The sequence below is a fragment of the Archangium sp. Cb G35 genome (assembly GCF_001896145.1).
GTDB lineage: Bacteria > Myxococcota > Myxococcia > Myxococcales > Myxococcaceae > Archangium > Archangium violaceum.
This window is the reverse complement of the sequence record NZ_MPOI01000002.1, coordinates 663,390-686,642: the sequence shown is the minus strand read 5'-3', so window position 1 is coordinate 686,642 and position 23,253 is coordinate 663,390. Positions and strand designations below refer to the sequence as shown.

Annotated in this window: 22 protein-coding genes; 6 read left to right on the top strand and 16 right to left on the bottom strand. The window is 69.5% G+C overall.

All coding sequences use genetic code 11. The features are described from left to right. Positions 1–29: 29 nt before the first annotated feature. Complete coding sequence (locus BO221_RS09245) at positions 30–311, top strand: cyclic-phosphate processing receiver domain-containing protein (RefSeq protein WP_073560013.1); 282 nt, start codon at positions 30–32, stop codon at positions 309–311. A 32-nt stretch (positions 312–343) separates the two neighbouring features. On the opposite strand, the gene BO221_RS09240 is transcribed toward BO221_RS09245, so the two are convergent. The 16 genes from BO221_RS09240 to rimP form a co-directional block, all read right to left on the bottom strand. Beyond that, positions 344–946: an alpha/beta fold hydrolase gene (locus BO221_RS09240; RefSeq protein ID WP_073560012.1), complete on the bottom strand. Its 603-nt coding sequence runs from the start codon at positions 944–946 to the stop codon at positions 344–346. 103 nt (positions 947–1,049) lie between these two features. Then, positions 1,050–2,363 carry an adenylosuccinate lyase gene (purB, locus tag BO221_RS09235; RefSeq protein ID WP_073560011.1) on the bottom strand — a complete coding sequence of 438 codons (1,314 nt, stop codon included), beginning with the start codon at positions 2,361–2,363 and terminating at the stop codon, positions 1,050–1,052. Beyond that, positions 2,360–3,304 carry an ABC transporter substrate-binding protein gene (locus tag BO221_RS09230; protein WP_073560010.1) on the bottom strand — a complete coding sequence of 315 codons (945 nt, stop codon included), beginning with the start codon at positions 3,302–3,304 and terminating at the stop codon, positions 2,360–2,362. Before BO221_RS09230 ends, purB begins: the two co-directional genes overlap by 4 nt. Next, entirely contained in the window at positions 3,301–4,836 is a 1,536-nt protein-coding gene (locus BO221_RS09225) for a serine/threonine-protein kinase (protein WP_073560009.1), read from the bottom strand. The genes BO221_RS09230 and BO221_RS09225 overlap by 4 nt, the downstream gene beginning before the upstream one ends. Before the next feature lie 220 nt (positions 4,837–5,056). After that, positions 5,057–5,512: a dUTP diphosphatase gene (gene dut, locus BO221_RS09220; protein ID WP_073560008.1), complete on the bottom strand. Its 456-nt coding sequence runs from the start codon at positions 5,510–5,512 to the stop codon at positions 5,057–5,059. Positions 5,513–5,560: 48 nt separating this feature from the next. Beyond that, on the bottom strand, positions 5,561–6,571 hold the full coding sequence (locus BO221_RS09215; protein ID WP_073560007.1) for a M23 family metallopeptidase: 1,011 nt from the start codon (positions 6,569–6,571) through the stop codon (positions 5,561–5,563). Positions 6,572–6,583: 12 nt separating this feature from the next. Next, complete coding sequence (locus tag BO221_RS09210; protein WP_233165880.1) at positions 6,584–7,282, bottom strand: hypothetical protein; 699 nt, start codon at positions 7,280–7,282, stop codon at positions 6,584–6,586. A gap of 368 nt (positions 7,283–7,650) precedes the next feature. Continuing rightward, on the bottom strand, positions 7,651–9,825 hold the full coding sequence (gene pnp / locus BO221_RS09205) for a polyribonucleotide nucleotidyltransferase (protein ID WP_073560005.1): 2,175 nt from the start codon (positions 9,823–9,825) through the stop codon (positions 7,651–7,653). Between the two features lie 400 nt (positions 9,826–10,225). Next, the gene (gene rpsO / locus BO221_RS09200) at positions 10,226–10,498 is read right to left on the bottom strand and encodes a 30S ribosomal protein S15 (RefSeq protein ID WP_043390443.1); all 273 of its coding nucleotides are present in this window, start codon (positions 10,496–10,498) and stop codon (positions 10,226–10,228) included. A 177-nt stretch (positions 10,499–10,675) separates the two neighbouring features. Further along, a complete protein-coding gene (gene truB, locus BO221_RS09195; RefSeq protein WP_073560004.1) occupies positions 10,676–11,545 on the bottom strand; it encodes a tRNA pseudouridine(55) synthase TruB in 870 nt (289 codons plus the stop codon). Between the two features lie 36 nt (positions 11,546–11,581). Beyond that, complete coding sequence (gene rbfA, locus BO221_RS09190) at positions 11,582–11,941, bottom strand: 30S ribosome-binding factor RbfA (protein ID WP_043390448.1); 360 nt, start codon at positions 11,939–11,941, stop codon at positions 11,582–11,584. Further along, positions 11,938–12,546 (bottom strand): DUF503 domain-containing protein, encoded by a 609-nt coding sequence (locus tag BO221_RS09185; protein ID WP_073560003.1) that lies wholly within the window; start codon positions 12,544–12,546, stop codon positions 11,938–11,940. Before BO221_RS09185 ends, rbfA begins: the two co-directional genes overlap by 4 nt. 88 nt (positions 12,547–12,634) lie before the next feature. Then, complete coding sequence (infB, locus tag BO221_RS09180) at positions 12,635–15,946, bottom strand: translation initiation factor IF-2 (RefSeq protein ID WP_073560002.1); 3,312 nt, start codon at positions 15,944–15,946, stop codon at positions 12,635–12,637. Between the two features lie 71 nt (positions 15,947–16,017). Next, positions 16,018–16,359, bottom strand: a complete 342-nt coding sequence (locus tag BO221_RS09175; RefSeq protein ID WP_073560001.1) for a YlxR family protein — start codon at positions 16,357–16,359, stop codon at positions 16,018–16,020. Between the two features lie 46 nt (positions 16,360–16,405). Further along, positions 16,406–18,088: a transcription termination factor NusA gene (gene nusA / locus BO221_RS09170; RefSeq protein ID WP_073560000.1), complete on the bottom strand. Its 1,683-nt coding sequence runs from the start codon at positions 18,086–18,088 to the stop codon at positions 16,406–16,408. A 60-nt stretch (positions 18,089–18,148) separates the two neighbouring features. Then, the gene (gene rimP / locus BO221_RS09165) at positions 18,149–18,631 is read right to left on the bottom strand and encodes a ribosome maturation factor RimP (protein ID WP_073559999.1); all 483 of its coding nucleotides are present in this window, start codon (positions 18,629–18,631) and stop codon (positions 18,149–18,151) included. Between the two features lie 215 nt (positions 18,632–18,846). Here rimP and BO221_RS09160 point away from each other — a divergent pair, with 215 nt between their 5' ends. From BO221_RS09160 to BO221_RS09140, 5 genes are all read left to right on the top strand, one after another. Continuing rightward, a complete protein-coding gene (locus BO221_RS09160) occupies positions 18,847–19,650 on the top strand; it encodes a carbon-nitrogen hydrolase family protein (protein WP_073559998.1) in 804 nt (267 codons plus the stop codon). Positions 19,651–19,748: 98 nt separating this feature from the next. After that, entirely contained in the window at positions 19,749–20,195 is a 447-nt protein-coding gene (locus BO221_RS09155) for a FecR domain-containing protein (protein ID WP_073559997.1), read from the top strand. Then, positions 20,192–21,079, top strand: a complete 888-nt coding sequence (locus BO221_RS09150) for a LysM peptidoglycan-binding domain-containing protein (RefSeq protein WP_073559996.1) — start codon at positions 20,192–20,194, stop codon at positions 21,077–21,079. Before BO221_RS09155 ends, BO221_RS09150 begins: the two co-directional genes overlap by 4 nt. An 18-nt stretch (positions 21,080–21,097) precedes the next feature. After that, positions 21,098–22,798: an HD domain-containing phosphohydrolase gene (locus BO221_RS09145; protein WP_073559995.1), complete on the top strand. Its 1,701-nt coding sequence runs from the start codon at positions 21,098–21,100 to the stop codon at positions 22,796–22,798. Positions 22,799–22,903: 105 nt separating this feature from the next. Next, positions 22,904–23,236 (top strand): DUF971 domain-containing protein, encoded by a 333-nt coding sequence (locus BO221_RS09140; protein WP_073559994.1) that lies wholly within the window; start codon positions 22,904–22,906, stop codon positions 23,234–23,236. The last annotated feature ends 17 nt before the right edge of the window (positions 23,237–23,253 follow it).

Below are 23,253 nucleotides of genomic sequence, written 5' to 3'. Positions count from 1 at the left end.
CCGTCCGTCAAGACACCCAGGAGACAGCGATGAAGCTCTGGCTCGATGACCTCCGGGTGCCACCGGAAGGGTGGACGTGGGCAAAGACGATTGAGGAGGCAAAGCGGCTCCTCCAGGAGCACACCGTGGAGGAGATGTCTCTCGACCACGACCTCGGCGAGGACACCGGGGACGGCAGCGAACTGGTGCGCTGGATGGCCGAGCACCAGCGCTGGCCCCGGACGCGTCCGCGTGTGCACAGCATGAACCCGGTCGGCCGGACCTACATGCAGGGCGTCATCGACCGGTACTGGACTCCTCCCTCGAGCTGAAGCTCAGGAGCCATCGACGTGGGGCCGGGCCGCTATGTGAGGAGATGCTCCGCGATCCACGGGGCAATCTCCCCTGCGCGGTCACGGGCGAACATGTGGTCCCCGCCCGCTAGCACCCGCAGCCGGGCCCTGGGCAACAGCCGCTCGAGCTGACGGCCAACCCCCACGGGGCTGATCGGATCGGCATCACCCCAGAGCAGCAGCGTCGGGAGGGAGATCCGGTGGAACTCCGCCGAGAGGTCCGTCCTCTCATTCAGGATCCAGTCCGCCGCCTTCGGGTATTCCGCGCGATAGTCACCGCGCCAATCGCTGGCGCCGAGACTCGCGACATCCATGCCGCCGGAAGTGGCCGTCAGGACCAGATGGCTGATGCGATCCGGATGGGCGAGCGCCAGCCGCACGGCCACGGCCCCTCCCATCGATTGCGCCACGACCACGCTCGGTCCTTCCAGCGCGCGAGCGGCATGCGCGACCGCATCGTCGATCCCCTGGAGCGCCGGCTCATGCGGCTCGTGACCCAGACCCGGCCAGCTCAGGTAGGTCTTGCGCCAGCTCGCCGGCAGCAACGCTCCGAGCGGATGCCAGAAAGACGCGGCGCCACCGGCACCGGGTAGGAACAGGACGTGGTGGGCCATGCCTCGTGACTCGGGTTGGAGAACGGGAACGGATACCCTCACCCCGTCCCTCTCCCGGAGGGCGAGGGGAGAGGGGCACGGTGAGGGGCTCTGTGTACGGTGACTACTCGCTCCGGCCGAACACCCGCTGGAAGATGTCGTCCACGTGCTTGATGTGGTAGCCGGCCGAGAAGCAGTCCTCGATCTCCTCCGGCTTCATCACCTTGAGCAGATCCTGATCCTCCGCGAGCGCCTGCCGGAAGGACACGCCCTGCTCGTACATGCGCATCGCGTTGCGCTGCACGATGACGTACGCCGCCTGGCGATCCATCCCCTTCCGCGCCAGCTCCAGCAGAATCCGCTGCGAGTTCACCACCCCGCCCAGCAGATCCAGGTTCTTCTGCATGTTCTCCGGGTAGACCCGCAGGTTCTCCATCAGCCCGGCGAAGCGGTGCAGCATGAAGTCGGCCACGATCGTCGCATCCGGGCCAATCACGCGCTCCACCGACGAGTGCGAGATGTCCCGCTCGTGCCAGAGCGCCACGTCCTCCAGCGCGCTCACCGCGTAGCCGCGCAGCAGCCGCGCCAACCCGGACAGGTTCTCCGAGAGGATGGGGTTGCGCTTGTGCGGCATCGCGCTCGAGCCCTTCTGGCCCGGGGTGAAGTGCTCCTCGGCCTCACGCACCTCGGTGCGCTGCAGGTGGCGGATCTCCACCGCGAACTTCTCGATGCTCGAGCCCAGCAGCGCCAGCGCGGAGAAGTACTCGGCGTGCCTGTCCCGCTGGACGATCTGGCTGGACGCCGGCGCGGGCGTGAGGCCCAGCTTCTTGCACGCGAACACCTCCACCGCGGGCGGCAGGTGCGCGAACGTGCCCACCGCGCCGGAAATCTTCCCCACGGCGATGACCTCGCGGGCCCGGAGCAGGCGGGCCTCGGCGCGGCGCAGCTCGTCGTACCAGATGGCCAGCTTGTGCCCGAAGGTGATGGGCTCGGCGTGGATGCCGTGGCTGCGGCCCATCATCAGCGTGCGCTTGTGCTCGAAGGCGCGCTTCTCCACCGCGGCCATGGCACGCCCCACCCCCTGGAGGATGAGGTCCACCGCATCGCGCAGCACCAGGCCCAGCGAGGTGTCCAGCACGTCCGAGGACGTCATGCCCAGGTGCAGCCAGCGGGCGCTCGGCCCGATGCGCTCCTCCATGAAGGTGAGGAAGGCGATGACGTCGTGCTTGGTGGTGCGCTCGATCTCCTCGATGCGGGCGGCATCCGCCTCGTTGAAGTCACCGGCGCGATCGAGGCAGTCCTGGAGCGCCTCGCGCGGGGCGATGCCCTGCTCCACCATGCCCTCCAGCGCGGCCAGCTCCACGTCGCGCCAGCGGCGCAGACGGGCCACGTCGGTCCAGAGAGAAGACATCTCCTTGCGGCTGTAACGCGGAATCACTCGAAGACCCTCACGGGGAAGTCCCGCTTCGCCGCGAACCGGAGCAGCTCCAGCACCACGTCCCTGGAGCCTCCCAGCTTGCTGGCGGCGGAGAGATTGACGGCCAGGTCCATTCCCTCGGGCTGCGACACGGCCAGCGCTCCGGGATCGACCTTCTCATGGATGATGCGGTTGGCCAGCCGTCCCGCCTGCTGCCCGATGGCGGTGGGACTGGGCGCGAGGGCGAGCGTGGCGCCCTCCTTCACTTGGCTGGGGGTGAGGCCCACCAGCGGCAGGCGTTGAGCGGTCGCGAAGGCGATGAGCTCCTGGACGACGGCGGCGTTGCCCACCGTCTTGTCGGCCACCATGAGCAACGCGTCCACCTTCTCCTTCGAGCCGGCGAGCACCTTCTCCGCCTTGCCCTGCGCGTCCGCCGCGAGCGGCACGATGGTGAGGCCCAGCGGACCCGCGGCCGACTGCGCCGCCTCCACCAGCCCGGCGGAGAAGCGCGGGTCATGCAGGATGCCCACCCGCTTCGCCGAGGGGGCCACGGACTTGAGCGCGGCCAGCTCGGGACGGAAGTCACTGGTGAGCGCGATGCCGGTGATGTTGGGGCCCTCCAGGCCGTACTTCTCGTAGTAGGGCACCATGGCGAAGAGGACGGGGATCTGCTTGTCCAACGTGCGGCGGGCGGTGTTGGCCGCCAGCGGGCCGATGGCCAGCACCAGCGCCGGCTTCTGCGAGGCGATGCGTTGAAAGGCCCGGGCCGCCGCCTGGGCACTGTCCTCCAGCGTCATCTCCACCACCTCGGCGCGCACCTCCGCGCCGAAGCCGGCCACCACCGCCGCGTAGGGAGCGAGCCCGGCGGACTTCACCACCACCACGCGGGGCCTCGCCGGCTCCGAGGCGGCCACCAGCGGCGCCCACAGCACCAGCAGGGCGAGCCAACCCCACCGCCTCATGGCTTCGCCTCCCCCGAGGGCGCGGGAGCCTGGGGAGCCGGCTGGGAGCCATGACGAATCTTCCACAGCAGCCAGTACCCACCCGCCGCGCCCAGGCCGAGGCCCGCGAGCGTCAGCAGCACCAGCGCCACCGTGGAGGAGCGGGAGCGGGGAGCCGGTGCCGCGGGCACCTTCCGGGGAGCCACGCGTGCGGGAGGCGCGTGCACCTCGGGCCGGGGCTGGGGCTCGGCGCGCGCGGCGGGAGCAGGAGGAGCCGGTGCCGGGCGCGGCTTGGGCGCTGGAGCGGCCGCGGGCTTGGGAGCCCGGCCCATCATCGCCGCGAGCGTCGCCGAGTCGAGCGGCTGGGTGGCATCCAACGGACGCGCGTTCTCCTGGGCCTTCGAGGCGAGCCGCTGCTCGATGCTGTCGGCGGTCAGCAGCTCGGTGGGCGCGGAATCCACGCGAGGCGCCTCGAGCGTGGCGGTGCGCGACACGGGGACTTCCGGGAGGGTGGCCTTGGGGACCGCTTCCTGGGTGGGGCCGCCGCCCACGACGGGCACCTGGATCGTCGGAGCCGCCAGGGCGGGCAGCTCGGCAGTGGGAACGGGCGGGGGCAGCATGTCATCGCCCAGCGGAGCGGCCGTCGCGAGCTCGGCGGTGAGGCTGAAGGGCACCGGCTTGGGGCGGGGACGGGCTGCCCCCGGGGCCTGTGCTCCCGCCGCGGGCTTCGCCGTGCCAGCGGACGGCGGCCTCGGACGCGCCAGGGCCGCGGAGAACTCCGAGAGGAACTCGCTCGCCGTCTTCGGCCGCGCGAGCGGATTGGCGTTGACGGTCCGCCGGTAGAGGGCCTCCACGCCCGGCGGCAGCTCGGGGTCGTGGGCCTGCAGCTCGGGCACCTCGCCCTCCTCGGGCGTCAGGCCGGTGAGCAGCTCGCCCACGATGACGCCGAGCGCGTAGAGGTCCATCCGCGTGTCCAGCTCGCCGCCTTCCGCGTACTCCGGGGCGATGTAGCTCGCGACGCGCCAGGCCTTCTGGGCCTGGACGAAGGGCAGCCGGGGAATGCCGAGCGCCAGCCCGTAGTCCGTCACCTTCAACATGTCCGGCAGGACGATGATGTTCTCGGGCTTGAGGTTCGAGTGGGGCCCGTACTTGTGGGCGGCGTTCAGCGCCTCGACGAGCTGCGCCAGGAGGGGCTCGACCTCCTTGGCCGAGAAGCGCTGCCCCTGGGCCGCGCGCTGCTCCATCATCCGCCGCAGCGACATGCCCTCGAGCAGCTGCGTGGTGAAGTAGGGCCGGTTGCGCTCCTCGCCCTCCTCGTAGACGCGCACGTGGTGGGGGTGGGTGAGCTTCTTGCCCTGGCGCAGCGCGAAGGAGAACTGGGTGCGCTCCTCGGGCATCTGCACCAGGCGGGGGTTGATGATCTTGAGCGCGACCTCGACGTCCATCTCCTGGTCGAGCGCGCGGAAGACGTGGCCCACCGGGCCCGGTCCGAGCACCTCGCGGATGGCGTAGCGCTTCGCGAAGACGTCCCCGGGTTTGTAGGGAGCCTCCACGCTCGCCCCACGGCGGCGCGGGCCAGCTCCCGCCGCCGCGCCCGAGAGCTTCAGTCCACAGGTGGAGCAGGATTCACTGTTGTCGGGGACTTGGCTGCCGCAACGATGGCAAAGCACAGCGGTCGGACTCCCGGAGGTGGGGGGACTGTCGCGGGGCCTCCAGAAGGCACCCTCGAACGGTCTTAACCCGCCGCGCGAAGAGGGGGCAAGGAACGCCCGCTCAGCGGCCCGTCGAGCCGAAGCCCCCCGCTCCCCGCTCGGTATCGTCCAGCACCGTCAGCTCCACCAGGGACACCTGGCACACCGGTGCCACCACGAGCTGGGCGATGCGCTCGCCACGCCGGAGCGTGAAGGGCCGCGAGGAGAGATTCACCAGGAGCACCTGGACCTCTCCCCGGTAGTCCGCGTCCACCGTACCTGGTGAGTTCAACAACGTGATGCCGTGCTTGAGCGCCAGTCCCGAACGGGGCCGGAGCTGCGCCTCGTAGCCGGGAGGCAGTGCCAGCGCCAGGCCCGTGGGCACCGCCGCCCGCTCCATCGGCTCGAGCGTCAGCTCCCCATCGATATCCGCCCGTATATCCATCCCCGCGGCCAGCGCGGTTTCGTAGCGCGGCAACGGCAACGGCTCGGCATGGGCGCGCACGCGGCGGACCCTCACGCTGACGGACGAGGACATGTGGGATGAGGTAGCACGGTGTGGCCGGAATGCGAGTTCCCGGCCTGATCAGCGAGCCGTCTCGTTCGCCACGGGACTCGGCCTGGGACGGAAGCGAAGCGGGTCCACGGGCTGCGCGGACAGCTCGAGCTGGTAGTGCAGGTGGGGCCCGGTGGAGCGGCCGGTGTTGCCCGAGAGGGCGATGAGCTCGCCGCGAGCCACACGCTGTCCTGGCCGGACCCGCAGCTCCGAGTTGTGACAGTAGGCCGTCGTCACGCCGCGCCCATGGTCGAGGATGAGCACCCGGCCATTCACACCGTCCTCGCTCGCGCGGCGCACGGTGCCCTCGGCCACCGCGCGCACCTCGGTGCCCACACGGACAGCGAGGTCCACGCCGGTGTGCAGCTTGCGCGTGCCCAGCACGGGGTGGTGGCGGTAACCGAAGGGGCTCGTCACCGGGGTGTGCTCCGGCACGGGCCACGCGAGACCGAAGGCCGTGGCCAACGCGAGCGCCTGGGCGGCGGCAACGGTGGCGTCCTCGTAACCGGGGGGCAATTGCTTGGAAAGGCGCTCCAGGTTCGGGGCACCGCCCTCGGCCGCGACGCGCGAGACGGCATAGCGGGCGGGCACGGGTCCGGCGAAGACGGCGGTGAGGCGGGACTCCTCGTGGGGGAAGTCACTGGCCAGGGACTCGTGCAGCTTGCGGGCGGCGGCGGGACCGCGGACCTCGTCGAGCAGGGACGCGGAGGGGATGCCCAGTTCCGCGGCGAGCGCGAAGGCGGGAGCCCGGGCCGCGGGCGAGAGTCCCTTGAGCGCCAGGTGGGTGCCATACGCGAGCGCCTCCGAGTCGGTGAAGGGCCGGAGGGGTGGCGCCACGGGAACGAGAGCGGGCGCGGACACGCCGGAGCCACTGACGCCATCGTAGTAGGCGAGCAATGGCCGGGCGGTGCTCCGGCTCCCGAGGACCCAGGCCGAGGTGCGCCGCACCAGCGCCCCCGCGGGCGTGTGGTGCCAGGCGCACCAGAGGCAGAGGATGGCCAGGGAGAAATCGAGCAACCCTCGGACGTGGCGTGGGAACATGGGGCGTTCTCCTCAGCGCACGAAGGACCAGAGGGGAGAGGCATCGAGCGCGGCGGCGAGCGCGAGGGGCGCCACCAGGGCGGAGCCGGGCAGGCCGTAGGCGAGGGCCCGTGCGAATCCGCGCGCATGCTGCTCGGAGGCGGCGTCGGCGTGCTGGAGGTTGCGCAGCACCGCGCGCCAGCCCAGCCGCCACAGGAGTCCCGCCAGCGCCGCGAGCGCGAGGCCCCGGGCCACCACATCCGCGGCCCCATCACCGAGCAACTCGCGCCACGAGAGGTACACGGAGCCCTGGACGAGCCGCGCCACGGTACAGGCTCCGGCCACGGCCACGAGCGCGGTGGCGAGCGGGCGGATCCACCGCATCGTGGTGGGCTTGCGCAGGCAGCGCACCAGCATGGCGCGCCACGTGCCGCGCTGCGGGAGGTGGAGCGAGGACCGGACTGGAGAGGACAGCTCCTCGCGGTAACCGAGCGCGGGCAGTGCGAGCACGACATCCGCCGCCAGCTCCCAGACGAGGGCGAGGGCGCGGGCCAGCATGGTGCGCCGCTCGAGGGAGAGCAGGTCCACGAGGGGCGCGGTGAGGCTGTAGCGGCCCACGAGGCGGTCGAACGCGGCATCGGCGAGGTCCACCAGGGCCAGGAGCCGGTCATCGAGCGTATCGGCCGCGGCGTGGACGCCCACGGCGATGAGTGCCAGCAGGCCGAGCGGCATGAAGGCCCACCGGAAGTGGCCGAGGAAACGCGAGAGCGCGGAGAAAGGCCCTGGGGACACGCGAGGCTCCGGAGGTGGACCCGTCCATCAACGCACGAGCCGTGGGGAGGATTTTTCCCGCCTGGAGCCCAGAAAGGAAGAAGCCCTCCCCCGCCAGAGCGGAAAGAGGGCTTCTGCTGTTCCCCCACCCCTCTCCCCTCGGGAGAGGGAAAGGGTGAGGGTATCCGTCACCGTGTTCAACCCCTGGAGCGCGGGTCCGGGTTGGAACCCGAGTCCACCCGATACCCTCACCCCGACCCTCTCCCGGGGGGAGAGGGAAGGTTGTTGGCGAGGGCAGTCAGGTGGGGTTGTTCGCAGGTGGAAACAGCTCAGGCCTTCGCGCCCGGCTGGGTGGCGCCGGCCGGAGCGGTCTCGGCCGGAGCGGGGGCGGCAGCGCCCTGCTGCGTCGCGGCGCGCTCGGCCATGGCCTCCTTGCGCGACAGACGGATCTTCCCCGTCTTGTCGATGCTGATCACCTTCACCAGCACCTCATCGCCCTCGTTGAGCACGTCCGACACGCTCTTCACGCGCTTGTCCGACAGCTCCGAGATGTGGATGAGGCCATCCGTGCCCGGGAACAGCTCCACGAAGGCGCCGAACTCGGCGATCTTCCGCACCGTGCCCGTGTAGATCTTCCCGATCTCCGCCTCGCGCGTGAGCGCCTGGATCATCGCGATGGCCGCCTTCACCGAGTCCACGTTCGAGCTCGCGATGTCCACGCGGCCCGAGTCGTCGATGTTGATGACGGCACCCGTGCGGGCGATGATGTCCTTGATCACCTTGCCGCCCGGCCCGATGACGTTCTTGATGAACTCGGGGCGGATCTGGATGGTCGTAATCCGCGGCGCGTAGGCGCTGATCTCCTTGCGCGGCTCGGCCATCGTCTTGAGCATCTCGCCCAGGATGTGCAGACGGCCCTGACGCGCCTGCTCCAGCGCGCGGCTCATGATCTCCGTGGTCAGACCGGTGATCTTGATGTCCATCTGGATGGACGTAATGCCCTTCGAGGTGCCGCACACCTTGAAGTCCATGTCGCCCAGGTGGTCCTCGTCACCGAGGATGTCCGAGAGGATGGCGACCTGATCGCCCTCCTTCACCAGGCCCATGGCGATGCCGGCCACGGGGGCCTTGATGGGCACGCCCGCGTCCATCAGCGCCAGCGTGCCGCCGCACACCGAGGCCATGGAGGACGAGCCGTTGGACTCGAGGATGTCCGACACGAGCCGCACCGTGTACGGGAACTTGTCGCTCGGGGGCAGCATGTTGCGCAGCGCGCGCTCGGCGAGGGCGCCGTGACCCACCTCGCGACGGCCGGGGCCGCGCAGGGGCTTGGTCTCGTTCACGCTGAACGGCGGGAAGTTGTAGTGCAGCATGAAGCGCTTGAAGGACATGCCGCCGAGCAGCTCCAGCCGCTGCTCGTCCTCGGAGGTGCCCAGCGTGGCCACCACCAGCGCCTGCGTCTCGCCACGGGTGAAGAGCGCGCTGCCGTGGGTGCGCGGGAGCACGCTCACCTCGTTGGTGATGTCACGCACCTTGTCGTGCCCGCGGCCGCCGATGCGGCCACCGTTCACCGTCAGCGTGCGCATGTGCTCGTACTTCAGGTCCTCCACCACCGACTTGGCATGCTTCTCCACCTGGGAGGTGAAGGCCTCGCCCAGCTGCTCCTTGAGCTTGGACAGGGCCTCCTTCTTGGCCTTGGAGAGCGCGTCGTAGCGGGCCGCCTTCTCCTTGATGGTGTAGCCCTGGACGATGCCGTCCCAGGCCAGCGCACGCACCTTGGCCTTCAGGTCCTCGGCCACCGCCGCGATGCGCTCATAATTGCGCACCGTCTTGTTCAGCGTGCGGCGCATCTCGTCCTGCAGGTCCAGCGCGGGCTGCACGGCCTGCTTGCCGAACTCGAGCGCGGCCACCATGTCCGCCTCGCTCACCTCCTCGGCACCGCCCTCCACCATCACGATGGCCTCGCGGCTGACGGCCATGACCAGGTCGATGTCCGACTGCTCGCGCTGCTTGGACGTGGGGTTGGCGATGAGCTTGCCGTCCACGCGGCCCACGCGGATGCCCGCGATGGGACCATTGAAGGGGATGTCCGACACCCACAGCGCCGCGGAGGCGCCGGTGATGCCGTGGATGTCACCCTCGTGCTCCGGATCCGCGGAGATGACGCTGGTGATGATCTGCGTCTCGTAGGCGTACCCTTCCGGGAACAGCGGGCGGCAGGAGCGGTCCACGATACGGCTGGCCAGCGTCTCCTTCTCCGTCAGGCGTCCCTCGCGCTTGAAGTAGCTGCCGGGGATGCGGCCGGCCGAGTACAGCTTCTCCTGGTACTCCACCGTGAGGGGGAGGAAGTCCACGTCCTTCTTCTCGCGCGCGCTCACCGCGGTGACGAGCAGCACGGTGTCGCCGTAGCGAACCACCACGGCGCCGTCCGCCTGCTTGGCCATGTGGCCGGTCTCGATGGACAGCTCGGTGTCGCCAATCTTGACGCTCTTCTTCAGATGCATATCGGTCTTGCCTCGTACTTCCTGGTGGCCCCGCTGACGCGTGCCCTGCCTTTGGACAAAAGAAAGGTGAGGGCCCACGCGCCTCGGTGCGAGGCCTGTGGGTTGGATGCGGTCGCCGGGCCTGGAACAGGCGGATACGGGCAACCGCGGCTTGACTGCGGTGGGGGCGCCTTGGAAGCGCCAGAGGGATGCGCCGGAGCTTTGATCCCTGATCGCGCGGGCCGACCCGGCTACTGCACTGGTCGGCCCGTCCGAACGGAAACCAAAACCTCCGTCCACAGCACTCCGTTGCTTCCTGCCTCGCCCCGCTCTCTTCCTCGAACTGCGACTCTCGGACTGCGACGTCTCTAACGACTCGGGGCGCTGACGAATGCCAGCGCCCCGATTCACTACCGCGGGCCTACTTGCGGATGCCGAGGCCCTCGATGAGCTTCTTGTAGCGGTTGGCGTCCTTGCTCTTCAGGTAGTCGAGCAGACGGCGACGCTGACCCACCAGCTTCAGCAGACCGCGGCGGGAGTGGTGGTCCTTCTTGTGCGTCTTGAAGTGCTCCGTGAGCATGGTGATGCGCTCGGAGAGCAGGGCCACCTGCACCTCGGGAGAGCCCGTGTCGCTCTCGTGGGTGCGGTACTTCGCTACAACCTCTGCCTTGCGGTCCTGATGCAATGCCGACATGTGCTTCCTTCTTCTTCTTCCCGCTCCGGGGGGTGGGTACTGCGGTCGCCACGGTCCGCGGAGGGGTACAGACCGGGCTTCCTCCTACTAACGAATCGGGGGCTTATAAGCATCGCCCGTGCGGGCGGTCAACTTGAAGCGCCCGGTGGCCCGCCTGGAAACCGGCCAGTGGACAATTCAGACGAGCACCCGCAGGTAGCGCAGCCGGCCGCGAACCACCTCGGCCACGGCGAGCACCCCACCCGAGGGGTCCACCACCCGAACCCGGCCGGGATGGGCGGGAGCCTCCACGGGCACCCCATGGGACACCCGGACCGCGTCCGCCTCGCTTACCCGCACCGCGGGCAGGTCCGTGAGGGCATCGGAGACGGGCAGCAGCCGCTTCGCCAGGGCCGAGGGCTCCCGGGCCAGCTCGGCCAGGTCCGCCAGCGGCAGGGCATGCGCCAGGGTGAAGGGACCGCTGTGGGTACGCCGCAGCGCCTCCAGATGGGCCCCGCAGCCCAGCGCCCGGCCGATGTCATAGGCGAGCGTACGCACGAAGAAGCCCTTGGAGCAGCGCACGGACAGACGCAGCTGGTTGGCGCTGAAGTCGCGCAGCACCAGCTCGTACACCGTCACCTGGCGGCTGGCGCGCTCCACCTCCTCGCCGGCGCGGGCGAGCTCGTACAGCCGCTTCCCGCCCACCTTCACCGCCGAGTACATGGGCGGTACCTGCTCGAAGGAGCCCCGGAAGCGGCCCAGCACGTCCTCCAGCAGCGCGGAAGTCAGGGCGGGCACCGGAGCCTCGGCCACCACCTTGCCCTCGGCGTCCTGGGTGTCCGTCTCCGCGCCCAGACGCACCACGGCATCGTAGGCCTTGTCGCCCTCGGTGATGAAGCCGGCCACCTTGGTCGCCTCACCCAGGCACAGGGGCAGCACCCCCGTGGCCATCGGGTCCAGCGTGCCGGTGTGGCCCACCTTCTTCACCTTGAGCAGACCCCGGACCTGCCGCACCACGTCGAACGAGGTGGGCCCCTTGGGCTTATCGATGACCAGGACGCCGTCCATGCTTCCAATCCTAACCGGCAACCGCTCCGTGTGCGGCTACCAGCCTTCCTTGTCCTTCACCTCGCGCAGCAACCGCTCGATGCGGTCACCCCGCTCCAGCGACTCGTCGAAGGTGAAGAACACCTCGGGCGAGACTCGCAGGTTCACCGCCTCGGTGATTTCCCGGCGGATGTAACCCTTGGCCGCCTCGAGACCTTTCTGGGTCTCCTTGCGGTCCTGCTCGCTCCCCATCATCGAGTAGTAGACGCGCGCCGTCTTCAGGTCCGGCGACACCTTCACGCCGGTGATGGTGATGAAGCCGATGCGGGGATCCTTCAATTCCCCCCGGGTGAGCATCCGTCCAAGCGCTGCCTGGATCTCCTGCCCCACCCGCTCCGGCCGATTGCTGGTACTCATTTCTTCTCCCAATCCCTCGGGTTGCGCAGACTCCGAGCCCGGGCCCGGGCATCCTCCAGGGACATGGGCCCCTGCTGCCGCTCCGTGCCCCTGGCCGGCCGCCCGCTCTCCTGCCCCTGGTGCCGGCGCTCCCAGTCCGCCATTCCCTCGGCCTCGGCCATGGAGCGATCTCCACGGCCCATGCCGGCGATGAGATCTTCCAGGTCCGCTTCCGGACCCGCCTCATCGTCCGTGTCCTCGTCCTCGTCCGATTCCTCGTCGTCCCCGGAGTCCGCCCGCCCGGCGGACAACGGCCGGCCGGGGGTGTACAGCGTGTCCCCGAAGGCCATGATCTCCGTTTGACGGGTGAGGAGGGGCGCGACGTACATCTCTTCCACGAAGTGGATGATCTTCTCCATCTGCTCGTCGACGTGGCGGCGTTCGTTGCCCACCACCGCCAACGCGAGCGTGGCCTTCTGCCAGAGATCCTGGTCATCCACCTCGGCCACCGCCACGTTGAACCGGGCCTTCACCCGGTCCGTTATCCGGCGGAGCACCTGCCGCTTGGCCTTGAGGGAACTGCTCTCCGGAATCTGCAGGGTCAGACGTGCGACGCAGACGAACATGACAGTCAGGACCTCGGCCCGGTGGCCTCGCCTGGAGGGCGGGCCACCGGGTGCATTCCGGTGGTGAAGAACAGCGGCCGGAGAGGCACTAGCTCAGGCTCGGCCGCGTCTCCTCGATCTCATAAGCCTCGATGATGTCGCCGGGCTTGAGATCCGTGTAGTTCTCGATGCCGATACCGCACTCGAAGCCCTGGGCGACTTCCTTCACGTCGTCCTTGAAGCGGCGGAGCGAGGCCATCTTTCCGGAGAACAGCTGCTTGCTGTCGCGCAGCAGGCGGACGAAGGCACCACGCTTCATCACACCGTCGAGCACCGCCGCACCGGCGATGGTGCCCAGCTTCGGCACGTTGAAGGTGTTGCGCACCTCGGCACGGCCCAGCTTGCGCTCGGTGCGGATGGGCTCCAGGAGGTCTTCCATGGACTTCCGCACGCCGTCGATGAGCTCGTAGATGATGCTGTAGGTCTCCAGCGTCACCTCCTGAGCCTTGGCAGCGGCCTCGGTGCCGGACTCGGGCTTGACGTTGAAGCCCACCACGAGGCCCTTGGAAGCGGCCGCGCGCATCACGTCGCCTTCGGTCATGGCGCCCACGCCCGAGTGGATGACCTCCACGCGGACCTTGTGGGTGGACAGCTTCTGGACGGCCTCCTTGACGGCCTCGGCCGAGCCCTGCACGTCCGCCTTGATGACGAGGCGCAGCTCCTTGGGACCACCGCCCGCCTTGGTCTTGGCGAACAGCTGCTCGAGCGTCTCGCGGGTGTTGGCCTTGCCCAGCTCCGCCTCACGGCCCTTCATGGCGCGGTGGGTGGCGATCTCCTTGGCGGCCTTCTCGTCGGCCACCGCGTTGAGGGTATCACCCGCGGTGGGCACACCGGACAGGCCGATGAGCTCGGCGGAGTAGCCCGGGAGGACTTCCTTCACGGACTCGCCCCGGCTGTTGTTCATGGCGCGCACGCGGCCGAAGTGCGTACCGGTGACGACGGCATCGCCCACCTTGAGCGTGCCCTCCTGCACCAGCACCGTGGCCACGGGACCGCGGCCCTTCTCCAGCTTGGCCTCGATGATGGCGCCCACCGCCGGACGGCTCGGGTTGCTCGTGAGCTCGAGCACCTCGGCCTGCAGCGCGATGTTCTCCAGCAGCAGGTCGATGCCCATCTTCTGCTTGGCCGACACGGGAACCATGATGGTTTCGCCGCCCCACTCCTCGGGAGTGAGCTCGTAGTTGGCCAGGTCCTTCTTCACGCGGTCCGGGTTGGCGCCCGGCACGTCCATCTTGTTGATGGCGACGACGATGGGCACCTCGGCGGCCTTGGCCTGCTTGATGGACTCGATCGTCTGCGGCATCACGCCGTCGTCGGCGGCCACCACCAGCACCACGATGTCCGTCACGTTGGCGCCACGGGCGCGCATGGACGTGAAGGCCTCGTGGCCCGGGGTATCCAGGAAGGTGATGTCCCCGCGCGACGTCTTCACCGAGTAGGCGCCGATGTGCTGGGTGATGCCACCGGCCTCGCCGGCCGCCACGTTGGCGGCACGGATGGCGTCGAGCAGGCTCGTCTTGCCGTGGTCGACGTGACCCATGACCGTGACCACCGGCGGACGGGTGCGCTCGTCCTCGGGACGCGCCTCCACCTCGGGCAGGAAGTCCTCGACCTCGAAGCCGGCCTTCTCCACGCGCCAGCCGTAATCGGTGGCGATCATCTCCGTGGTCTCCGCGTCGATGATCTGGTTGGCCGTGGCCATCTTGCCCAGGCCCATCAGCTTCTTGATGAGCTCGTTGGTGCGCACACCCATGCGCTGGCCCAGGTCGGACACGGAGATGCCCTCCTGGATCTTGATGACCTTCTTCTCCTCGGCCATCTGGGTGATCTGCGTCTTGGCGCCCTTCTTGGTGGGCTTCTTCTTCTTGCCGCGGATGGGGATGGTGACGCGACCCCACACGAGATCGGAGATCTCCTGCTTGGAAGGACCGCCCTCCCCCGCTGCGCCACGCTTGGTGCGTCCGCCCGCCTTCTCCTTGTCCTTGCCCTTGGAGACGTCGACGAGCTCGCGGCCACGGCCGGCGTGGTCCGGGATGACCCGGAACTCACGCTTCTCGGTGCCAATGGCGCTCTTGCCCGGCGCCATGGGGTACTGCTTGCCCGCGCCGCCCGTGGGCGTCACCCGGCGAACCTGGATGAGCGGACGGGAGATGACGACGGCCTGCGTGGCCGTGGGACGCAGCGAGCGCGGATCCTGCGTGACCTGCTGGTGGGGCACGCCGCCCACCATCACCTGCTGGCCCGTCTGGCCAGGAGCGGCGCCGGGCTGACCACCCGCGGTCCCCGGAGACGAGGGACGCACCGGACCTGTCGACTGAATCCCGCCACTGCGCTGGTACTGGCTGGGCCCGCCACGCTGGTATTGGCCACCGGGACCACCGGGACGGCCTCCCTGGCCACCGGGACCACCGGGACGGCCTCCCTGGCCACCGGGACCACCGGGACGGCCTCCCTGGCCACCGGGACCACCGGGACGGCCTCCCTGGCCGCCGGGACCACCGGGACGGCCTCCCTGGCCACCAGGACCACCGGGACGAGCGCCCATGCCACCCTGACCACCAGGGGAAGAGGTCCGATGCGGACCGGAAGAAGGATGGGCCGAGGGGGTCCGGACAGTGGGTGGAACCGCCGAAGGCGGGCGGGTAGACAAGCTGGGTGACTCCTTGACAGAGGATGGCGGCTGCGCGGCGGCAGCCGGGGGCGGGGTGACCGCACGGGGCGGCTCCGCGGCCCGCGGCGCCTCAATGGCGGCTGCGGGAGACGACGGCTGCGTGGCGGGGCTCGACGGCGCCGCTGCGGCAGGCTGGGCCTCGGCACGGGGTGCCTCGGCGGGTGTGACCGGCGCCACGGGGGCGGCCGGAGTCTCGGGAACGGAAAGCGGAGCAGCGGCCCTCGGCGCCTCGGTGGCGGGAGCGGGCGGAGCCACGGGAGCGGACGGTGCCTCGGGGGCAGCGGCGGCGGGCGGCTGAGCAGCGGCGGCTCTCGGCGCCTCGGCGGCCTGCACCTCGGCGGCCGGCGGCTCGGGAGCGCGCGGAGCCTCGACGGCCGGCGCCTCGGCGGCACGCGGAGCCTCGGCGGCCGACGCTTCCTCATAACCGGCGTCGGAGGACGAGGGAGCCGTCGGGGCCTTGCGGCGCACCACGAATCCCTTGGCCGTTACCGGCGCTGCGGCCTGCTTGGGCTTCCGCTTGTCCAGGATCTTCTGTACGGCAGCGGTGGCCTGATCGTCCTCGAGCGAGGACGAGTGGCTCTTGACGTCGTAGCCGAGCGCGACGAGCTCAGTCACGACCTCTTTGTTGTCGAGCTCGACCCCTTGGTCCTTGAGCTCTTTTGCAATCTCGTGAACGCGCTTCTTCGACATACGTTGCTTGGCCTTTTGCTCCGCCGGCTACCGGGCGCAGCACCCTAATCCAAAAATGTGTGCGAGTGGTGCTAACACCCACTCCCCCCGGCTGCTCCACCCCGTGCCGGGCCCGACTCCAACGCCTGTCCCAGGGCCGACGGGTCAACCGCCCCCGCCTTCCCCCGGAAGGCCCTGCCAAAGGCCTTCCGCTTCACCGCCGCTGCCAGGCACCCGGCTCCACAGAGCCAGGCACCCCGCCCGGGGAGCCGCCTCGTCCAGTCCACCACCACCGCGCCCTCCGAGCCCACCGCCAACCGGGTGAGCTCGGCCTGGATCCTCCTGGCGCCGCAGCCGATGCAGCTTCGCACCGGTCCGGCGTTCGCCGGGAGTTCTTCTTTTCTTCTACTACCGGAACGAGCCTTCAGGCGCATCCCCCCTGCCAACCAAGCGAGCTTACGACGTCAGCCCGACCTTAAACTAAGCGCCCACCGGCTGGGCAGCCGAAGAAGAGGCCCCGCGCTCGGCGTTGAGCTCCGCCCGGAGCTTGGCCTCCTCCACCAGATAGTTCTCCGCCGCGCTCTTGAGCTGGCGGGCCTTCTTGATTCCGACGCCCGGCACGTCACCCAGCTTGGCCAGGTCCTTCTCGTTGGCCAGCTCCTCCACCGTCTTGTAACCGGCAAGGCCCAGCTGTTCGATGGTCTTCTCGCCCATGCCCCTGACGCGGGCCAGCCGCTCCGTCTGACTGAGCTCGTCCGGATGACGGCGAGCCTCGGCCTGACGGGCCTGCTCGCGCTCGCGCTCCATGCGCGACAGCTCGGCCGCGTCCAGCGACATCTGCTTCCGGGCCTCCTCCTGCATGGCGGGAATCCGCGACGGGTCCATCCCGGGAATCTGGCCCAGCATCTCCGGATTGGCCTCGGCGATGTCCTTCGCCTGACGGAAACCGTGCGCGTAGAGCGTCTCCACCAGCATCTCGTTGACACCCGGAAGGGCGCCCAGCGAACGGTTGGCGAACTCGCGCATCTCGCGCACCCGGCTCTCGCTGTTGATGTCCAGCTTCCAACCCGTCAGCTGTGCCGCCAGGCGGACATTCTGCCCGCGCCGGCCGATGGCCAACGACAGCTGGTCATCCGGGACGATGAGTTCCATGGCGTGGTTGGCCTCGTCGATGATGACGCGGCTCACCTCGGCCGGGGCCAGGGCGGCGCACACGAAGCGCGCCGGGTCCTCGTCGTAGGGGACGATGTCGATCTTCTCGCCGCGCAGCTCCTGCACCACCGCCTGCACGCGGCTGCCCTTCATACCGACGCACGCGCCCACCGGATCCACGTCCGAGTCACGGCTGGACACGGCGATCTTCGCCCGTCCACCCGGCTCGCGCGCCGCGGCCTCGATGACGACGATCCCCTCGGCGATTTCGGGGACTTCCATCTCGAACAGCTTGGTCAGCAGGTTCACGGAGGCGCGGCTGAGGACGATCTGCGGGCCCTTGGACTCGCGCAGCACGTCCAGCACGTAGGCCTGGACGCGGTCGCCGGCGCGGTACGTCTCGCGCGGCACCTGCTCGCGCACCGGGAGCACCGCCTCGGCGCGGCCCAGGTCCACGATGATGTTGCCGCGCTCGAAACGCCGGGCGATGCCGGTGACGATCTCGTTGCGCCGGTCCTTGTACTCGTTGAAGACGTTCTCGCGCTCGGCGTCGCGGGTGCGCTGGAGGATGACCTGCTTGGCCGTCTGGGCCGCGATGCGTCCGAAACCACGGCGGAACGTCTTCAGCCGGAGGATGTCCCCGTACTGATCGTCCTGCGCCTTGGCCTCCGCCGCGTCCTCGTCACGGTAGAAGATCTGGAACACGAGCTCGTCGCCCGGCTCCACCTCCATGCCCTTCTTGTGCGCCTCCTCGAGGGAGATCTGATTCACCGCCTGGATGGGGTCGGTGATGGTCTCCACCACGGTGATGGCCTGGAAGAGCTCCACCACGCCCTTCTCCGGGTCGTACTTCGCCTCGAGGTTGCGCTCCTGGCCGAAGTGCTTCTTGGCCGCGGTCGTCATCGCATCCTCGAGCGTGGAGATGAGCACGCTGCGGTCGATGCCCTTGTCCTTGGCCACCTGGTCCAGGACGAGGTTGAGGTTGATGTTGGGGTTGGCTGGCGTGGGCATCATCTTCTCCAAAGGTTCCACGGGCGCGCCCGCGCGAGGGCGCACCCTGTATGTGGACTGCTAGAACTCGAACTCCAGGTTGGCCTTGGCGATGTCCTTGAAGGGGATGCGGAAGCTGCCCGCCCCTTCCACGTCCACGGCGATGGCGTCGGCCGCCACCTCGGTGAGCGTCCCGGTGAAGTTCTTGCGCGGCGGCTCCCCGATGGGACCAAAGGTCTTCACCTTGACCGTCTGGCCCTTCACCCGCTCGAAATGCACGGGCTTCTTCAGGGGCCTGTTCACACCGGGGCTGGAGACCTCCAGGTTGTACTCGTGGGGGACGATGTCCTCCACATCCAGCACCGTGTCCACCGCCCGCGAGACCTGCGAGCACTCGTCCAGACCCACCCGTCCACCCGGCTTGTCGATGAACAGGCGCAGGATCCAGCCCTCGCGCTCGCGGAGGAACTCCACCTCGAGGAGCTCCAGCCCCTCGCCCGCAACGATGGGCTCGAGCAGCTCCTGCGCCCTTGCCTCCACCGTTTGCTTGATGTTCTCCGCCATAGGCCGCTTCGAAGACTCCGGACTCCAAAAACACAAAAAGCGGGCACGACGGCCCACTTTTCGAGGAACTGCGTCGAAAAATGTCGGCGGCGTCCGTAGCACACGCCACCTCGGGGTGTAAAGGATGACGCACCCCTTGTCCTGACATCCAACAGTCCTCCCGGGGGTAGGGATTCCCGGGGTTTCCGTGGACGCGGACCGGTTATAACGCCCCCATGCACCTCATTGCCGCAGCCCAGATGGTGTCCACCGCGGACAAGGCCCACAACCTCGAATCGGCCACCCGGCTCGTCCGGCGTGCGGCCGACCTGGGGGCCCGGCTGGTGGGACTGCCCGAGAACTTCAGCTGGATGGGGCCAGAAGCCGAGCGCACGGGTGCCGCCGAGACGCTCGAGGGGCCCACGCTCTCGCGCATGGCCGAGCTGGCTCGTGAGCGGAAGGTGACACTGCTGGCCGGCTCCATCCTGGAGACGGGTGCCCCGGGCGGCCGCCTCTATAACACCACCGTCCTCTTCGGACCGGACGGCGCGCGGCTGGCCGTGTACCGGAAGATCCACCTCTTCGACGTGGACGTGGGTGACGGTACGCCCTACCGCGAGTCGGAGGCCGTGGCCCCCGGCGGCCAGGTGGTGACGGCGGACACGGAGCTGGGCCGGCTGGGCCTGTCCATCTGCTACGACCTGCGCTTCCCCGAGCTGTACCGGCGCCTGGCGAAGGAAGGCGCGACCCTGCTGGCGGTGCCGGCGGCCTTCACCCTCATGACGGGCAAGGATCACTGGGAGGTGTTGCTGCGCGCGCGCGCCATCGAGAACCAGTGCTACCTCTTCGCCCCGGCGCAGGGCGGGCGGCACTCGCCCCAGCGAGTCACCTGGGGCCATGCCATGGTGGTGGACCCGTGGGGCCTGGTGACGGCCCGGGCCTCCGAGGGCGAGGGACTCGCCGTGGCAGCGGTGGACCCGGAGCTGCTCGCCCGTATCCGCAAGAATCTGCCCTGCCTGCAACATCGACGGCTGGACTGAAGCGACCGGGCACTTGTGGCCAGCCCCCTGGGTCCCGGGTCCATTCCCCGTTACACTGAGGACCCGGAACCTCTCTCGTGAAAAGTCGCTGGTCCTCTATGGTGTTCGTCCTCCTCGGGGCCTTCTCGGTGGGTTGTCCCGCCGATGAGAAGCCCGTGGTCCCGGTGCAGGCACCGGCCGCGCCGCCTCCGGTGCGCCGTGCCCAGCTCAAGGGCCTTCAAGGAGATGTGAAGGTCAAACGCGCGGCGGGAGACGACTGGATCTCCGCCCAGGAGGGCATGCCCCTCTTCGAGAACGACAAGGTACGCACCGTGGCTGGCGCCGGAGCGCAGATCGTCTTCGCCAATGGAAGCATCGTGAACCTGGGTGATGACGCGCTGATCGGCATCGCGGAGACGCGGCCGAGGCCCGGGCAGGAGCGCACGGACCTGACCGTTCTCCGCGGACGGGTGGACGCCGAGATGGAAGATCCCGCACGCCAGTCGCTGTCCGTCACCACGCCAGCGGCCACCGTCCGGGCCGGAAGGGAGATCGTGTTCCAATGAAGGGTTCCCTCCTGCTCGCCCTGTTGATGCTGGCACCCACCGAGGCGGTGGTGCGCGATGGAGAGTCGCTCGCCGAGGTGGCCCAGCGCACGATGGGAGACCGCGGTGGTGCCAGCGAGCTCAAGGCGCTCAATGGTTTGAAGGACAACGCCGTCGCTCCGGGCACGAAGCTGAAGCTGCCCGGGCCGAACCGGGAGATCGCCCAGCGCGTGCTGACGACGGCGCGCAACGCGTTGGCCGCGGCGGACACGCAAGCGGCCCGGCGCGAGGAAGCCGCGGCCAAGCTGAAGGAGGCCGAGGCCTACTTCCAGGGCGCGCGCTACGACGAGGCCGCCCAGGCCGCCGATGGCGCATGGAAGCTGGTGGCGGGGCCGGCGCCGCAGCCCACCGCCTTCACCGTGAACGTGACCGACAAGGGCATCACCACCGTGAAGTCCAGGTCCGGCCAGCCGGTGCGCGTGGAGGCCGAGGGGGTCACCCGTCCCGTCCATCCCGGCGAGAGCGTCAGCGTGGAGAAGGGCCAGCCGCCGCCTCCTCCCCGGACTCCGCTGGGCGTGCCCCAGCCCACCTCCCCCGCCAACCGGCTGAAACTGACCGTGCAGCCCGCCAAGGGCGGCCCGAGCCCCGTCACCCTCGCCTGGAAGGCCGTGGAGGGCGCGGAGGGCTACGAGGTGGAGCTCGTCCCCTCGCGTGGCGAGAAGCGCACGCTTCAGGCCAGTGCCAACCAGCTCCGGGTGTCTCTGGCCGCGGGCATCTACCGCTGGAGCGTGCGCGCGGTGGCCCGCGAGGCCCGCTCCGAGGCCTCGGCCGAGCAGGGCTTCGAGGTGGCGGAAGCGCCAGCCAAGCCCATCAATCTCCAGGTGCAGCCCTCGAAGTGGAAGTAGCGCGGGAGGAGCGTCCCCATGCGGCTCTTCAAGACCATCCTCTTGTTGATGCTGGTGGCCAGTCTGGTGCCCACCGTGATGGTGGGCCTGCTGTCCGTGTCCGACACGCGTGAGCTGCTGGTGCGCGACGCGCAAGAGCTCACCCAGGAGCGCGTCAAGCAACTGAAGCTCAAGGTGGAGGGCTTCCTCGCCGAGCCCACGCGCGCCGTCATGGGCATGGCACGCGTGCCCAACTTCTTCGCCCTGTCCCTGGAGCAGCAGCAGACGTACCTGCGCGCCGTGCTCAACCAGAGCCGGGAGGTGCAGGCCATCACCCTCTTCGGGCCCGATGGCAGGCGCATCCCCGGGCTGCAGGCCTTCGCCGTCAGTGACGTGCCTCCCACCGCGCTCGCCGAGCACGAGTCGCGCGCCGTGGCCCTGCTGGAGGGGCTCGCCGGCCTGCACTACGCGGACGTGGTGTGGCGCCCCACCGGCGAGGCCGTGGTGACGTTCGCCTTCCCCGTGGGCGAGCCCGTCAAGGGCTACATCGCCGCGGACGTGACGCTGGTGGAGCTGCAGACCATGCTCGCCCAGGAGCGCGTGGGCAGCACCGGCTTCGTCTACCTCGCCGACGCCAAGGGCCATGTGCTCGCCGGCGGCGGTGGACTGGTGGCCGGCCAGGACGTCTCCCACCGGCCCGTGGTGTCGCACCTGCTCAAGGGCGTGGCGCGCTCCCCGGACACCGACATCCTCCACGTGGGCAACTTCGCCGAGGGCGACGAGGCCGTCGTCGCCGCCTACGCCACCCTGGCGGACCCCCACTGGGCCATCGTCTCCGAGCAGCCCGTGGCGCTCGCCTACAAGCAGGTGGAGACCATGGAGCGGCGCCTGCTGCTCACCGTGCTCGCCGCCACCGTGGTGGCCCTCGCGCTCGCCGCCTTCTTCTCGCGCAGCGTCACCCGCCCCCTCAAGGGCTTCACCCAGGGCGCCCTCCAGCTCGCCCAGGGCAAGTTCGGCCTCGAGGTCAACGTCCCCCAGAAGAACGAGCTCGGCGAGCTGGCCCGGACGTTCAACTACATGAGCAAGCAGCTGCTCGCGTACGACCACGAGAACCGCGGCCTCTACGAGAGCCTCGAGCAGGGCTACCTGGAAACCATCGTCGCCCTGGCCAACTCCATCGACTCCAAGGACTCCTACACCCGCGGCCACAGCCAGCGCGTGGGCGACGTGGCGGTGGAGATCGGCCGCGAGATGGCCCTCTCCGAGCGCGAGCTCAAGCAGCTCCAGTTCGGCGGCATCCTCCACGACATCGGGAAGATCGGCATCGTCGAGTCCATCCTCTGCAAGCAGTCGCGGCTGACGGACGAGGAGATGGCCATCATGCGCGAGCACCCGGCCATCGGCGACACCATCATCAAGCCCATCAGCTTCCTGCAGGCCATGCGCTCCTGCGTGCGCAGCCACCACGAGCGCTGGGATGGCACCGGCTACCCGGACAAGCTCGCGGGCGAGGACATCCCCCTGCTGGCCCGCATCGTCGCGTGCGCGGACACCTTCGACGCCTGCACCTCCACCCGCCCCTACCAGAAGGCCATGCCCCTGGAGAAGGCCATGGAGATCCTCGATAACCTCAGCGGCAAGCAACTGGACCCCGCCGTGGTCACCGCGCTGCGCCGGGTGCTGGAGAAGCGGGGCGTGCGCGTGGAGGGCCACCGGCTCCCCGTGAAGCTCGCCTCGTGAGCGCCTTCACCGGAGCTCCCATCCCCACGGGGTTCCCCTCCCCCATCCGGTGCGCCGGATGGTAAGCAGGGCGCGACGATGTTCTCGCCCTGAAAGGGGAACCCCTTGAGTTTCTGGGATCGAATCAAGCCCACCGAGCGCCCCGTGTCCGCCACGGAGGTGACGCTGTCTCCGGACAACACCCGGTTGAGCCTCGTCTGGGAGGACGGCGTGAAGACGGGCGCCACCGCCCAGCTGCTGCGCCAGCAGTGCCCGTGCGCCGGGTGCGTGGACGAGTGGACCAACAAGCGCACGCTGGACCCGGCCCGGGTGCCCGCGGACGTGCGCATCACCCAGCTGCAGCCGGTGGGCAACTACGCCCTCACCTTCGTCTTCAGCGACGGCCACGGCACCGGCATCTACCCCTGGAAGCTGCTGCGCGAGATCACCCAGCCGTGAGGCTGAGCGCGTGGAGA

What these genes read in the sequence shown, in the direction of transcription:
- BO221_RS09245 (WP_073560013.1), top strand. Translation starts at nt 30, where the DNA reads ATGAAGCTCTGGCTCGATGACCTCCGGGTGCCACCGGAAGGGTGGACG.
- BO221_RS09240 (WP_073560012.1), bottom strand. Translation starts at nt 946, where the DNA reads ATGGCCCACCACGTCCTGTTCCTACCCGGTGCCGGTGGCGCCGCGTCT.
- BO221_RS09230 (WP_073560010.1), bottom strand. Translation starts at nt 3,304, where the DNA reads ATGAGGCGGTGGGGTTGGCTCGCCCTGCTGGTGCTGTGGGCGCCGCTG.
- dut (WP_073560008.1), bottom strand. Translation starts at nt 5,512, where the DNA reads ATGTCCTCGTCCGTCAGCGTGAGGGTCCGCCGCGTGCGCGCCCATGCC.
- BO221_RS09215 (WP_073560007.1), bottom strand. Translation starts at nt 6,571, where the DNA reads ATGTTCCCACGCCACGTCCGAGGGTTGCTCGATTTCTCCCTGGCCATC.
- BO221_RS09210 (WP_233165880.1), bottom strand. Translation starts at nt 7,282, where the DNA reads ATGCCGCTCGGCCTGCTGGCACTCATCGCCGTGGGCGTCCACGCCGCG.
- pnp (WP_073560005.1), bottom strand. Translation starts at nt 9,825, where the DNA reads ATGCATCTGAAGAAGAGCGTCAAGATTGGCGACACCGAGCTGTCCATC.
- rpsO (WP_043390443.1), bottom strand. Translation starts at nt 10,498, where the DNA reads ATGTCGGCATTGCATCAGGACCGCAAGGCAGAGGTTGTAGCGAAGTAC.
- truB (WP_073560004.1), bottom strand. Translation starts at nt 11,545, where the DNA reads ATGGACGGCGTCCTGGTCATCGATAAGCCCAAGGGGCCCACCTCGTTC.
- rbfA (WP_043390448.1), bottom strand. Translation starts at nt 11,941, where the DNA reads ATGAGTACCAGCAATCGGCCGGAGCGGGTGGGGCAGGAGATCCAGGCA.
- BO221_RS09185 (WP_073560003.1), bottom strand. Translation starts at nt 12,546, where the DNA reads ATGTTCGTCTGCGTCGCACGTCTGACCCTGCAGATTCCGGAGAGCAGT.
- infB (WP_073560002.1), bottom strand. Translation starts at nt 15,946, where the DNA reads ATGTCGAAGAAGCGCGTTCACGAGATTGCAAAAGAGCTCAAGGACCAA.
- BO221_RS09175 (WP_073560001.1), bottom strand. Translation starts at nt 16,359, where the DNA reads ATGCGCCTGAAGGCTCGTTCCGGTAGTAGAAGAAAAGAAGAACTCCCG.
- nusA (WP_073560000.1), bottom strand. Translation starts at nt 18,088, where the DNA reads ATGCCCACGCCAGCCAACCCCAACATCAACCTCAACCTCGTCCTGGAC.
- rimP (WP_073559999.1), bottom strand. Translation starts at nt 18,631, where the DNA reads ATGGCGGAGAACATCAAGCAAACGGTGGAGGCAAGGGCGCAGGAGCTG.
- BO221_RS09160 (WP_073559998.1), top strand. Translation starts at nt 18,847, where the DNA reads ATGCACCTCATTGCCGCAGCCCAGATGGTGTCCACCGCGGACAAGGCC.
- BO221_RS09155 (WP_073559997.1), top strand. Translation starts at nt 19,749, where the DNA reads ATGGTGTTCGTCCTCCTCGGGGCCTTCTCGGTGGGTTGTCCCGCCGAT.
- BO221_RS09150 (WP_073559996.1), top strand. Translation starts at nt 20,192, where the DNA reads ATGAAGGGTTCCCTCCTGCTCGCCCTGTTGATGCTGGCACCCACCGAG.
- BO221_RS09145 (WP_073559995.1), top strand. Translation starts at nt 21,098, where the DNA reads ATGCGGCTCTTCAAGACCATCCTCTTGTTGATGCTGGTGGCCAGTCTG.